A 13,306-nucleotide genomic window follows, 5' to 3' on the forward strand; every position below is an offset into this window, starting at 1 on the left:
TAAACGATAATATAACGATAATCTCAGGGGTTTCCCAGCGGTTATTCATACCCATTAACGATTAAACACAGAAAATATCGGCAGGAAAAGCAGGATCTTGAGTAACAAAAACGCCCGACTGAGCGGGCGTTTGGGGAAATCAGCGGTTCTGTCTGGACTGGTCTTTCTGACCGATACCGGAAAAAATGTTGAACACCTCACCCAGACCGTAAATCAGACCGAGGATGATGGCCATCACTACCGGTACCATGATGACGGCGAATACCAGACTTTTTAATAACTCTAACATGGGCAACTCCAGATATAGTCCTTTTTGTATTTTAACCGCATCACACAGAAAAGCACTCCCCTTTTGTGCGGTCGGCTTTGCGCTGACGCGCTTTTCAGTCACAATAGTCTTTTTACCAGGAGCTGGTTATGCAGGCCGAAATCCTTCTTACCCTGAAACTTCAGCAAAAGCTTTTTGCCGATCCCCGACGTATCTCTCTGCTGAAACACATTGCGCTTTCCGGCTCGATTAGTCAGGGCGCGAAAGACGCGGGAATCAGCTATAAGAGCGCCTGGGATGCGATAAACGACATGAACCAGCTTAGCGAACATATGCTGGTTGAACGCGCAACGGGCGGCAAAGGCGGCGGCGGCGCGGTATTAACCCGCTATGGCCAGCGTCTGATCCAGCTTTACGATTTGCTGGGCCAAATTCAGCAAAAAGCGTTCGATGTGTTAAGCGACGATGACGCCCTGCCGCTTGACAGTCTGCTGGCCGCTATCTCCCGCTTTTCACTGCAAACCAGCGCCCGAAATCAGTGGTTCGGCACCATTACCGCCCGCGATCGCGATCAGGTGCAACAGCATGTCGATGTGCTGCTGGCCGACGGCAAAACGCGGCTCAAAGTCGCGCTGACGGCGCAAAGCGGCGAGCGTCTCGGCCTGGAGGAAGGTAAAGAAGTGCTGATCCTGCTAAAAGCGCCGTGGGTTGGCATTACCCGGGATGCAGCCGTTGCGCGCGCCGCTGACAATCAGTTGTCGGGAACGATCAGCCATATCGAGCGCGGCGCGGAACAGTGTGAAGTGTTGATGGCGCTACCGGACGGCCAGACGCTGTGCGCCACGATACCGACTGCGGATGCCGCCACGTTAAAGGAAGGCGATGACGTGATTGCCTGGTTTAATGCGGACAGAGTGATTATTGCAACGTTGTGCTAAGCACATTGACATCCGTTGCCGAAAGACGTATCCCTGTCATTCATCGCTGCAAAAAATGGGATGCAAAATGTCATCGTTGCAAATTTCGCAAGGCACGTTTCGTCTGAGCGATACAAAAACACTTCATCTGGATTCGCTGACGCTCAATGCGGGCGATAGCTGGGCATTCGTTGGGGCTAACGGGAGCGGAAAGTCGGCGCTCGCCCGCGCGCTGGCGGGTGAACTGCCATTATTAACAGGCGAGCGCCAGTGTCGGTTTACCCGCATTACTCGTCTGTCCTTTGAACAATTGCAAAAGCTGGTCAGCGATGAGTGGCAACGTAATAACACCGATATGCTCAGTCCTGGCGAAGACGATACCGGGCGCACTACCGCGGAAATTATTCAGGATGATGTTCACCATCCTGCCCGCTGTGCGATGCTGGCGCAGCAGTTCGGCATTTCCGCTTTACTCAACAGACGTTTTAAATACCTTTCTACCGGCGAGACGCGAAAAGCGCTGCTGTGTCAGGCGCTGATGTCTGAGCCGGAGTTATTAATCCTTGATGAACCGTTCGACGGACTTGACGTGACCGCCCGTCAACAACTGGCGCAACGCCTGACGGCGTTGAACCAGGCGGGTATGACCCTGGCACTGGTACTCAACCGTTTTGATGAAATCCCGGACTTCGTGCAGTTTGCCGGCGTGCTTGCCGACTGTACGCTGGCGGAGACCGGAACGACGGCGGAGTTGCTGCAACGGGCGTTGGTTGCTCAACTCGCGCACAGCGAGCGTCTGACCGACGTACAATTACCCGAACCGGACGAACCTTCCGCCCGCCATGCGTTACCCGATGGCGAACCACGGATCGTACTTAACGATGGCGTAGTCTCGTATAACGATCGCCCTATCCTCCACCACCTAAGCTGGCGAGTCAATCCGGGCGAACACTGGCAGATCGTCGGTCCTAACGGAGCGGGTAAGTCTACGTTGCTTAGCCTTATTACTGGCGATCATCCGCAAGGCTACAGCAACGATCTTACGCTGTTCGGGCGGCGGCGAGGAAGCGGCGAAACAATCTGGGATATCAAAAAACATATCGGCTACGTCAGCAGCAGTTTACATCTGGATTACCGCGTCAGTACCACGGTGCGCAATGTCATTCTCTCCGGCTATTTCGATTCTATCGGCATTTACCAGGCCGTTTCAGACAGGCAACGAAAACTGGCGCAACAGTGGCTGGATATTCTGGGAATCGATAAGCGTACGGCGGATGCCCCCTTCCACAGTCTCTCCTGGGGACAGCAGCGGCTGGCGCTGATCGTGCGCGCGCTGGTTAAGCATCCGACAGTGTTGATTCTGGATGAGCCGCTGCAAGGGTTGGACCCGCTAAACCGCCAACTGGTACGCCGTTTTGTAGATGTATTAATTCGCCAGGGAGAGACCCAACTGCTGTTCGTTTCCCATCATGCAGAGGATGCGCCTGCCTGTATTACTCACCGGCTGGAATTTGTACCAGATGGCGAACGTTATAAGTACGTTTCCGGACGATGCAATAATTAAATGTATTATCAGAATGGCGCCGCGCGCCATTCTGGAACCACTCTCCTTTTATTAAGAATAATAATAACGGTCGATAAGCTTACTATCTCTTGAATCGCTGACCGCCTCATTGTCATAATAATCCTGAAATTTTCGACAATGATGTCGTATGTGAATATAAGGGATTCATTATGGCTTTTCGTTTTCCACAAATAATACTATTTTTACTGGCAGCCATGTTATTTTGCCCCGGCAGTTATGCTGAGCAAAAGCCGACCGCTGCGCAGGAAGCGCGTAAAACCGCCGTTGAGGTCGCTGTTGAAGGCATGAGTCGCGCCGCCGTTGCGGGTCCGACAAAGATTAGTTTAGGTGATAAAGCCACGCTTAATCTGCCGGAAGGATTTACCTGGATACCCGCAAAAGAAGCGGCGGTATTTATGCGTGAAATTGGTAACTATGTTGACGATGAATATTTTTACGGCCTCGTATTTAAAAAGGAAATGAATGGATTTATTTCTATCGAATATGATGATTCTGGTTATGTAAAAGATGATGATGCAAAAAACTGGGATGCCGATGAATTAATGGATAACCTGCGCAAAGGCACAAAAGAAGCGAATAAAGATCGTATTGCAAAAGGCATTGAGCCGATAGAAATTATTGGCTGGATCGAGAAGCCTACCTACGATGCAACCAATCATCGTCTGATCTGGTCCGCCGCCATCCAGGATATCGGCACCAACGAACCACTGAATGAACAAGGCGTGAACTACAACACCTATCTACTGGGACGTGAAGGTTATTTTTCTTTAAATCTGGTGACCGACAGAGGTTCTGTTGACCACGAAATCCCTCTGGCGAAAAGAATTCTCAGTTCCGTCAAGTTCAACTCTGGACAACGCTACGCTGACTTCAACGAATCAACGGACAAAATAGCGGAGTATGGGCTCGCCGCGCTGATTGGCGGTATCGCGGCCAAAAAAGTAGGTCTGCTTGCTATGCTCGGTATCGCGTTGCTTAAGTTCTGGAAAGTGACCGCCATCGGCGTCGTCGCTGTCGGGGCGCTCGCCAGGAAGCTACTCTCGCGTAAAAAAGACTGACAGCTCCTGCCCCGTCCGTTTCATTCCCAGGCGCGTAACGCGCCTTTTTTTCGGATAAAAAGCAGAAGCATTCTCAAGCCAGATGATTTGTAATCATTTAATTGATATAAATGCGTAAAATCACCAGCGTGTAAACGATTCCACTAATTTATTACATGTCACACTTTTCGCATCTTTGTTATGCTATAGTTATTCCATACCATAGGCTTAACGGAGCGAATTATGAGAGTATTGGTTACAGGTGGTAGCGGTTACATTGGAAGTCATACCTGCGTACAATTGCTGCAAAATGGTCATGACGTCGTCATCCTCGATAACCTCTGCAACAGCAAGCGCAGCGTGCTGCCCGTGATTGAACGTCTGGGCGGTAAGCACCCGACCTTTGTCGAAGGCGATATTCGCAACGAAGCGCTTATAACCGAAATTCTGCACGATCACGCGATTGATACCGTGATTCACTTTGCCGGCCTGAAAGCCGTCGGCGAATCGGTCGCCAGGCCGCTGGAGTACTATGACAACAATGTCAACGGTACGCTGCGGTTGGTCAGCGCCATGCGTGCGGCCAACGTTAAAAACCTTATTTTTAGCTCCTCTGCCACCGTTTATGGCGATCAGCCCAAAATTCCTTACGTCGAAAGTTTTCCTACCGGCACGCCGCAAAGCCCCTACGGCAAAAGTAAATTGATGGTAGAACAGATCCTCACCGATCTGCAAAAAGCCCAGCCGGAGTGGAGTATTGCGCTGCTGCGTTATTTCAACCCGGTCGGCGCGCACCCGTCGGGCGACATGGGAGAAGATCCGCAAGGTATTCCGAATAACCTGATGCCCTATATCGCCCAGGTCGCCGTGGGTCGTCGCGAATCGCTCGCCGTTTTCGGCAACGATTACCCGACCGAGGATGGCACCGGCGTACGCGATTACATTCACGTTATGGACTTAGCCGACGGGCACGTCGTGGCGATGGAAAAACTGGCGGACAAATCCGGCGTACATATTTATAACCTCGGCGCGGGTGTCGGCAGTAGCGTCCTGGATGTGGTCAACGCCTTTAGTAAAGCCTGCGGTAAACCCATTAATTACCACTTCGCGCCGCGTCGCGACGGCGATCTCCCGGCGTATTGGGCGGATGCCAGCAAAGCCGATCGCGAGCTGAACTGGCGCGTCACCCGCACGCTTGACGAAATGGCGCAGGACACCTGGCACTGGCAGTCACGCCATCCGCAGGGATACCCAGATTAAGGACGTTGTTATGACCCCATTTAATCCCATCGATCATCCGCATCGCCGTTATAACCCGCTTACCGGCCAGTGGGTTCTGGTTTCGCCGCATCGCGCAAAACGCCCCTGGCAGGGGGCGCAGGAAACGCCGTCTCAGCAAATGCTGCCGGCCCACGATCCGGACTGCTTCCTGTGTGCGGGCAATACGCGTGTCACCGGCGATAAAAATCCCGATTACAAAGGGACTTACGTCTTTACTAACGATTTCGCGGCGCTGATGGCCGACACGCCGGATGCGCCGGACAGCCACGATCCGCTGATGCGCTGTCAGAGCGCGCGCGGCACCAGCCGCGTGATCTGCTTTTCTCCCGATCACAGTAAAACGCTGCCGGAGTTGAGCCTGCCCGCGCTGACGGAAATCGTCAGAACCTGGCAGACGCAGACCGCCGAGTTAGGCAAAACCTATCCGTGGGTGCAGGTCTTTGAAAATAAAGGCGCGGCGATGGGCTGTTCGAACCCGCATCCGCATGGACAGGTCTGGGCCAACAGCTTCCTGCCGAATGAGGCCGAACGCGAAGATCGTTTACAAAAAGCCTATTTCGCCGAACAGCGTTCGCCAATGCTGGTGGATTATGTCCAGCGAGAACTGGCGGACGGCAGCCGCACCGTGGTCGAAACCGAACACTGGCTGGCGGTGGTGCCTTACTGGGCGGCGTGGCCGTTCGAAACGCTACTGTTACCCAAAACGCATGTCCTGCGCATTACCGATTTAAGCGACGAGCAGCGCGACTCTCTGGCGCTGGCGTTGAAAAAGCTGACCAGTCGTTATGACAACCTGTTTCAGTGTTCCTTCCCCTACTCAATGGGCTGGCACGGCGCGCCGTTTAACGGTGAAGAAAACGCACACTGGCAGTTGCACGCACACTTTTACCCGCCGCTGCTGCGCTCTGCGACCGTCCGTAAATTTATGGTCGGCTATGAAATGCTGGCGGAAACCCAGCGTGATTTAACCGCAGAACAAGCGGCTGAACGCCTGCGCGCGGTCAGCGACATCCATTTTCGCGAATCCGGAGTATAAAAATGAATCTGAAAGAGAAAACGCGCGCGCTGTTTGCTGAAATTTTCGGCTACCCTGCCACCCACACGATTCAGGCGCCAGGCCGCGTCAATCTGATCGGCGAGCACACTGATTACAATGATGGTTTTGTTCTGCCCTGCGCTATCGATTACCAGACCGTAATTAGCTGTGCGCCGCGCGACGATCGTACCGTACGGGTGATTGCCGCCGATTACGACAATCAGGCGGACGAATTTTCACTGGATGCGCCGATCGTGACCCACGATAGCCAGCAGTGGTCTAACTATGTGCGCGGCGTAGTGAAACACCTGCAACAGCGTAACAACGCGTTTGGCGGCGTGGATATGGTCATCAGCGGCAATGTGCCGCAGGGCGCCGGGTTAAGCTCCTCCGCCTCGCTGGAAGTGGCGGTGGGCACCGTCTTCCAGCAGCTTTATCACCTGCCGCTGGACGGCGCGCAAATTGCGCTCAACGGACAAGAGGCCGAGAACCAGTTTGTTGGCTGTAACTGCGGCATTATGGATCAGCTCATCTCTGCGCTCGGCAAAAAAGATCATGCGTTGCTGATTGATTGCCGTACGCTCGGCGCCAAAGCGGTTTCCATGCCGAAAGGTGTCGCCGTGGTGATCATCAATAGTAACTTTAAGCGCACGCTGGTGGGCAGCGAGTATAATACCCGCCGTGAACAGTGCGAAACCGGCGCCCGTTTCTTCCAGCAGCCGGCCCTGCGCGATGTCAGCCTTGAGGCGTTCAATGCCGTTGCCAGCGAACTGGACCCGGTAGTCGCAAAACGCGTTCGCCATGTATTGAGCGAAAATGCGCGCACCGTTGAAGCGGCAAGCGCGCTGGAGAAAGGTGATTTGCAACGTATGGGCCAACTGATGGCGGAGTCCCATGCCTCAATGCGCGATGATTTCGAAATTACCGTCCCGCAGATAGACACGCTGGTAGACATTGTCAAAGCGACCATCGGCGATCAAGGCGGCGTGCGCATGACCGGCGGCGGCTTCGGCGGCTGTGTTGTCGCGCTGATCCCGGAAGATCTGGTTCCCGCTGTGCAGCAGGCTGTTGCGCAACAGTACGAAGCGAAAACCGGAATCAAAGAAACCTTTTATGTATGCAAACCGTCACAAGGAGCAGGACAGTGCTAAATGAAACGCCCGCACTGGCCCCCGATGGTCAACCGTACCGCCTGCTAACCCTGCGCAACAGCGCAGGGATGGTGGTAACGCTGATGGACTGGGGAGCCACTCTTCTTTCCGCCCGTATTCCGCTGTCTGACGGCAGCGTTCGGGAAGCATTGCTGGGCTGCGCCAGCCCGGAACACTACCCTGAACAGACGTCATTCCTCGGCGCCTCTATTGGCCGTTACGCGAACCGTATCGCCAATAGCCGTTATACGTTTGCCGGCGAAACCGTACAGTTAAGCCCAAGCCAGGGCGAGAACCAGCTACACGGCGGACCGGAAGGCTTTGACAAGCGCCGCTGGCAAATTGTGAACCAGAACGATCGCCAGGTATTATTCGCGCTCACCTCTGATGACGGCGACCAGGGCTTTCCTGGCCATCTTTGCGCCACGGCGCAATATCGTCTGACCGATGACAATAGAATCTCCATCACCTACCGGGCGACGGTCGATAAACCCTGTCCGGTGAATTTGACCAACCACGTCTATTTTAATCTGGACGGCGATCGGACCGACGTGCGCCAGCATAAGCTGCAAATTCTGGCGGATGAGTATCTGCCGGTAGATGAATCCGGTATTCCACGCCAGGGACTAAAATCGGTAGCCAATACCTCGTTTGACTTCCGGATGCCAAAAGTCATTGCCAGTGAATTTCTCGCCGATGACGATCAGCGCAAGGTTAAAGGCTACGATCATGCTTTCCTGCTACAGACGCAGGGTGATGGCAAAAAGCCGGCGGCCCGTCTGTGGTCACAGGATGGAAAGCTACAAATGATGGTTTACACCACCGCCCCGGCGTTACAGTTTTATTCCGGCAATTATCTGGCGGGTACACCTTCCCGCGGGCCGGAACCTTATGCCGACTGGCAAGGGCTGGCGCTGGAAAGCGAACTGCTGCCGGACAGCCCGAATCATCCTGAATGGCCGCAGCCTGACTGTATCCTTCGCCCTGGCGAGGAGTACGCCAGCCTGACCGAGTATCAGTTTATTCCGTTCTAACGATATGCCGCTACATGCCCGATGACGCAAGCTTATCGGGCCTACGCGCCATTGCCCTGCTCAAACCTCCACCACTTAAAGACAAAATCGCAACTCTGAGTTCACAAGAACCTTACACTGCGCCACTATTTTCGCTATGGTTATGCGTAAGCATTGCCGCCAACACCTCGCGGCAATATAATGAGAATTATTATCATTACATATGATTTATAGGAGTGAGAGTATGGCTGTAACTAAGCTGGTTCTGGTACGTCACGGTGAAAGTCAATGGAACAAAGAGAACCGTTTCACCGGCTGGTATGATGTTGACCTGTCTGAAAAAGGCGTAAGCGAAGCAAAAGCAGCGGGTAAACTGCTAAAAGAAGAAGGTTTCAGCTTTGATTTTGCCTACACTTCCGTACTGAAACGCGCTATCCATACGCTGTGGAACGTACTGGATGAACTGGATCAGGCGTGGCTGCCGGTGGAAAAATCCTGGAAACTCAATGAACGTCACTATGGCGCGTTGCAGGGGCTGAATAAAGCGGAAACGGCAGAAAAATATGGTGACGAGCAGGTTAAACAGTGGCGCCGCGGTTTTGCCGTGACGCCGCCGGAACTGACCAAAGATGATGAGCGTTATCCGGGTCACGATCCACGTTATGCCAAACTGAGCGAGAAAGAGCTGCCGTTGACCGAAAGTCTGGCGCTGACCATCGACCGCGTTATTCCTTACTGGAACGACACCATCCTGCCGCGTATGAAGAGCGGTGAGCGCGTGATCATCGCCGCTCACGGTAACTCATTGCGTGCGCTGGTGAAATACCTGGATAACATGAGTGAAGATGAGATCCTTGAGTTAAACATCCCGACCGGCGTGCCGCTGGTGTATGAGTTCGACGAAAACTTCAAGCCGCTCAAACATTACTATCTGGGCAACGCTGACGAAATCGCCGCGAAAGCGGCTGCCGTGGCGAATCAGGGTAAAGCGAAGTAATCACCTTTGCCGGATGGCGGTATAACTGCCTTATCCGGCCTACGAGCAATGGGTAGGCCGGATAAGCGCAGCGCCATCAGGCAATACGTCTTAAACAGCGATCACGCCGTCCAGCACCACCTGCAATTTCCCCTGCGAACAGCGCTCCACGCGTCCTCGTACCCGGTACACTTCAGCCAGACGCTCCGCGGTAATCACCGTCTCCGGCGCGCCGCTGGCGACCAGCCTGCCGTCTTTTAGCATCAGGACATGGTCACCATGACGCAGTGCAATATTAATGTCATGCGCCACGACTATCGTCACCCTATTTTGCGCCTGGGTATCCCGACGCACGAGATCCATTACGTGAAACTGATAGTTTAAATCCAGCGCGCTGAGCGGCTCATCCAGCAACAGAAGTTCAGGGCGACGAATCAGCGATTGCGCCAGACCCACTAACTGCCGCTGACCGCCGGAAAGCTGGTCGAGATACTGCAACGCCAGATGCGTTATGCCCAATTGCTCAAGGATAGCCAGTATCTGCGCTCTGCCCTGCGCATTGTCTCTGCCGCCTGATGCCCGCAGTACCACGATAATCGACTCCAGTACATGCAGATGTACGCCCTGCGGTAATGACTGCGGCAAAAATACAACTTTCTGCGCCCGCTCGGCAAACGATAACGACATGAGATCTTCGCCATCAAGCAGCGCCTCGCCGTCGGCGTTATTCAGCCCGGCCAGCGAACGTAGTAACGTCGATTTACCACAGCCGTTCGGCCCCAGCAAAATGGTAATTTTCCCGCGCGGCAGTAAGGGAACGTTGAGATCTGCAATAACCGGCTGAGTGGAATAGCTGGCGCTAAATGAGCGGAGCATTAACCCGCGCATCAGAGACTCCCCCGATGTCGCAATACAATGCTTAAAAAGAACGGAACCCCGACCAGCGAGGTGACAATCCCCACCGGCACCATGACGCCCGGAATACTATTTTTCGCCGCAATAGAGGCCAGCGATAACACCAGCCCGCCTATCAGCACGCTGCCCGGAAGGTAGAAACGGTGATCTTCCCCCAAAAGTATTCGTGCAATGTGCGGCGCAACGAGACCAATAAAACCAATCGGCCCGACGAAAGCTACCGCCAGCGCTGATAACAAGCTGATACGCAACAATGACAGCAGGCGTAAACGGCGGACATGAATCCCAAAGCTCATCGCCCTCTCTTCGCCCAGACGTAATGCCGTGAGTTGCCAGGCGCTTCGTAACGCGCAAAAAAGCACAGCAATAAACACCACGGCCAGTACGCCCAATTTTTCCCACGACGCGCGGACCAGGCTCCCCATCGTCCAGAATACCAGCCCCTGCAGCGTATCTTCATCAGCCACAAACTGCATAATGGCGACCAACGCGTTAAAGGTGAATACCAGCGCAATACCGAACAACACCACTCCGGATGCGGCGACGCCTGTCCAACGGGTAATACCGTCCAGGAGTAACGCGGATAAAAGCGCAAAGATGAACGCATTGGCCGGGATAAACCAGGCGGCAGGAATACCGGGAATACCGATCCCCAACACAATCGCCAGCGCAGCGCCAAAAGCCGCTGCGGACGATACGCCAAGGGTAAACGGCGTCGCCAGCGGATTATTTAAAATGGTTTGCATTTCGGCGCCCGCTAACCCTAACGCCATGCCCACCAGTAGGGCCATCAGGGCATAGGGTAAACGAATATCCCAGACAATAACGTGTATGCCCGCATTCACCTTTTCCGGCTGGAAAAGCGCCTGCCACAGCGCACTGAGCGGTAAACCCGAAGACCCACAGGTTACATCCACCATCAGTGAAGCCATCATCGCCAGCGCAATAGCTAACATGAGCACGGCCCGTTTGCGTATGAGCTGGCGATAGCGCGGAATGACGGGCGTGGAAGCGAAACCGGGGGCTAAAAGTGATTTGTCCTGACAGGTCATGGTTCGGGCTACGTTATTAATCAGAGGAGAATTATAGCGCCGAATTATTTCGTTATATATTTATTTATATTTCGATTAATGACACGGTGGCCTATCTCATCGGTTTCCAATAAATATCCTCCGGCATAGCCCTGTCTCTTGATCAGATCTCCTGATCAAGAGACAGGGCCTGGCTGGGGGTTTTCCATAGACAAAGAAAGCGTGGAGCCATCCACGCTTGAGGCTGCTGACAACGTGTAACCAGGTGGCAATGTTCCAACCACGGACCTACAAAAAGTACGTAATCTGTTGATATTCTCGTTTCGTAAGTCAGGCAAAGCGCTAGCTGCCTCTCGCAGAAATGCCAACACAACAGATAATTGTCAGCAGTCCTCATTTTTCAGTCAGCAAATATCGGTCCGGCAGGGAATTTCGCCAGAAACCCGGTGACGGCCAGCAGCGACCACAGCCCGGGCCACCCAATCTGGCGCTCCCGCAGTTCATCATCCAGCGTCATAAGCGCAAACTCACCTTTATCGCCCAGCACGCCGCCCTGCCAGAGCAGCCGCTGCGCCTGCTGCCGCGCCCAGGGGGAATCGCTCTTCCAGGCCAGCAGGTGCAGCAGAGCCTGCTGCAGGCAGACACCGTGAGAATGTTGATCCCGCAACAGCCGCCGGTAAACCGGCAGCGATATGCTGCGCACGGTATAAAAACCGCTGCGGGTTTCGCTGTCAACATCTGCCATGCCAGCACAGAACTGACTGGCCAGGTCACATAAACGATTGTGCGTCAGCGGCTGGCGCAGGGCATCCAGACGACCTGCTGCGGCACACAGCAGCCCGCTCCTTTGCCGTTCTTGTGGCAGCGAATCAGGCAAAACCGCTACCGTTTCAGCCGCCCCGGCCTGCGCATGCTGTACGCCCGCGTCATAACAACGGACAAAGAAATCATGGCTGCCACGGACAATTGACGGGTGCGCCAGCAGATTCAGCGCCGGGTGCAGTTGTTCAAGCTCGTCCAGTGATGCCAGCGTATAATTGACAACCACATCTTTTATCGATGCCCGGCCTTCCGGACGAAATGCTATGGTTTCATTCATCAAAGTCTCCTTATGGGACATTCCCGGAGACGATGCTGCGCATCTGTCCGGGCTACAGATCCATGCAATCCGGTAGCCCGGACAGGCGCAACGCGCCGCCTCCGGGAAAGGAACAGATTTACATCGCCAGCACGTACTTCAGCATCACCCCGGCGGCTATCGCCGAGCCAATCACCCCGGCCACGTTCGGCCCCATCGCATGCATCAGCAGGAAGTTCTGCGGGTCCGACTCCAGGCCCACCTTGTTTGACACCCTGGCCGCCATCGGCACTGCCGACACGCCGGCGGAGCCAATCAGCGGGTTAATTTTGTTCTTACTGCACAGGTTCAGCAGCTTCGCCATCAGCACCCCGGCGGCAGTCCCGATACCAAAGGCAATCACACCCAGCAGCAGAATGCCCAGCGTCTGCGGCTGCAGGAACTTATCCGCCACCAGCTTCGCGCCCACCGACAGCCCGAGGAAAATGGTGACGATATTAATCAGCCCGTTCTGTACCGTGTCGCTCAGACGCTCCACCACGCCGCTTTCACGCATCAGATTGCCAAAGCAGAACATCCCCAGCAGCGGCGCGGCGTCCGGCAGCAGCAGCGCCACCAGCAGTAACAGCACCACTGGGAACAGAATCTTCTCCCGCTTACTCACCGTGCGCAGCTGCACCATGCGGATTTTGCGCTCCGTCTCCGTGGTCAGCGCGCGCATAATCGGCGGCTGGATTAACGGCACCAGCGCCATATACGAGTACGCCGCCACCGCAATGGCCCCCAGCAGCTCCGGCGCCAGTTTGCCCGACAGGTAAATGGCCGTCGGACCGTCCGCGCCGCCGATAATGCCGATGGCCGCCGCCTGCGGCAGGGTGAAGCTGATAAGGCCGAAGTAGTTCAGCGTCAGCGCCCCCAGCACCGTGGCGAAGATACCGAACTGCGCCGCCGCGCCGAGCAGCAGGGTGCGCGGGTTGGCCAGCAGCGGGCCGAAGTCGGTCATCGCGCCGACGCCCAT

13 protein-coding genes are annotated in these 13,306 nt (G+C 54.8%); 8 read left to right on the plus strand and 5 right to left on the minus strand.

Going from position 1 to position 13,306, the window contains the following annotated elements:
- Positions 1 to 139 precede the first annotated feature (139 nt).
- The gene (locus ABVN44_RS23470; RefSeq protein WP_000891513.1) at positions 140 to 289 is read right to left on the minus strand and encodes an AcrZ family multidrug efflux pump-associated protein; all 150 of its coding nucleotides are present in this window, start codon (positions 287 to 289) and stop codon (positions 140 to 142) included.
- 128 nt (positions 290 to 417) lie between these two features.
- Between ABVN44_RS23470 and modE the strand changes: the two genes are divergently transcribed.
- The 8 genes from modE (at position 418) to gpmA (ending at position 9,285) form a co-directional block, all read left to right on the plus strand.
- The gene (gene modE / locus ABVN44_RS23475) at positions 418 to 1,206 is read left to right on the plus strand and encodes a molybdenum-dependent transcriptional regulator (RefSeq protein ID WP_001147416.1); all 789 of its coding nucleotides are present in this window, start codon (positions 418 to 420) and stop codon (positions 1,204 to 1,206) included.
- A gap of 67 nt (positions 1,207 to 1,273) precedes the next feature.
- Positions 1,274 to 2,749 (plus strand): molybdate ABC transporter ATP-binding protein ModF, encoded by a 1,476-nt coding sequence (modF, locus tag ABVN44_RS23480; protein ID WP_001616901.1) that lies wholly within the window; start codon positions 1,274 to 1,276, stop codon positions 2,747 to 2,749.
- 170 nt (positions 2,750 to 2,919) lie between these two features.
- The gene (locus tag ABVN44_RS23485) at positions 2,920 to 3,828 is read left to right on the plus strand and encodes a DUF2167 domain-containing protein (protein ID WP_000885520.1); all 909 of its coding nucleotides are present in this window, start codon (positions 2,920 to 2,922) and stop codon (positions 3,826 to 3,828) included.
- A gap of 222 nt (positions 3,829 to 4,050) precedes the next feature.
- On the plus strand, positions 4,051 to 5,067 hold the full coding sequence (gene galE / locus ABVN44_RS23490; protein WP_001265465.1) for a UDP-glucose 4-epimerase GalE: 1,017 nt from the start codon (positions 4,051 to 4,053) through the stop codon (positions 5,065 to 5,067).
- Positions 5,068 to 5,077: 10 nt separating this feature from the next.
- Positions 5,078 to 6,124: a galactose-1-phosphate uridylyltransferase gene (gene galT / locus ABVN44_RS23495; protein WP_000187473.1), complete on the plus strand. Its 1,047-nt coding sequence runs from the start codon at positions 5,078 to 5,080 to the stop codon at positions 6,122 to 6,124.
- A gap of 2 nt (positions 6,125 to 6,126) precedes the next feature.
- Positions 6,127 to 7,275, plus strand: coding sequence for a galactokinase (gene galK / locus ABVN44_RS23500; protein WP_023193990.1), 1,149 nt, complete (start codon positions 6,127 to 6,129; stop codon positions 7,273 to 7,275).
- On the plus strand, positions 7,269 to 8,309 hold the full coding sequence (galM, locus tag ABVN44_RS23505; RefSeq protein ID WP_000931428.1) for a galactose-1-epimerase: 1,041 nt from the start codon (positions 7,269 to 7,271) through the stop codon (positions 8,307 to 8,309). Before galK ends, galM begins: the two co-directional genes overlap by 7 nt.
- 223 nt (positions 8,310 to 8,532) lie before the next feature.
- Positions 8,533 to 9,285, plus strand: coding sequence for a 2,3-diphosphoglycerate-dependent phosphoglycerate mutase (gene gpmA / locus ABVN44_RS23510; protein WP_000301556.1), 753 nt, complete (start codon positions 8,533 to 8,535; stop codon positions 9,283 to 9,285).
- Between the two features lie 90 nt (positions 9,286 to 9,375).
- Here the strand turns inward: gpmA and ABVN44_RS23515 are convergent, their stop codons facing one another.
- The 4 genes from ABVN44_RS23515 to ABVN44_RS23530 form a co-directional block, all read right to left on the minus strand.
- Entirely contained in the window at positions 9,376 to 10,152 is a 777-nt protein-coding gene (locus ABVN44_RS23515) for an ABC transporter ATP-binding protein (RefSeq protein WP_017465744.1), read from the minus strand.
- Positions 10,152 to 11,231, minus strand: coding sequence for an iron ABC transporter permease (locus tag ABVN44_RS23520; protein ID WP_000128338.1), 1,080 nt, complete (start codon positions 11,229 to 11,231; stop codon positions 10,152 to 10,154). Before ABVN44_RS23520 ends, ABVN44_RS23515 begins: the two co-directional genes overlap by 1 nt.
- 379 nt (positions 11,232 to 11,610) lie before the next feature.
- Complete coding sequence (locus ABVN44_RS23525) at positions 11,611 to 12,309, minus strand: triphosphoribosyl-dephospho-CoA synthase (RefSeq protein WP_001005988.1); 699 nt, start codon at positions 12,307 to 12,309, stop codon at positions 11,611 to 11,613.
- A gap of 118 nt (positions 12,310 to 12,427) precedes the next feature.
- Positions 12,428 to 13,306: sodium ion-translocating decarboxylase subunit beta (locus ABVN44_RS23530; protein ID WP_393954312.1), on the minus strand; the 879-nt coding region annotated here is incomplete at its 5' end.

The organism is Salmonella sp. SJTUF15570 (assembly GCF_043357055.1).
Lineage (GTDB): Bacteria > Pseudomonadota > Gammaproteobacteria > Enterobacterales > Enterobacteriaceae > Salmonella > Salmonella enterica.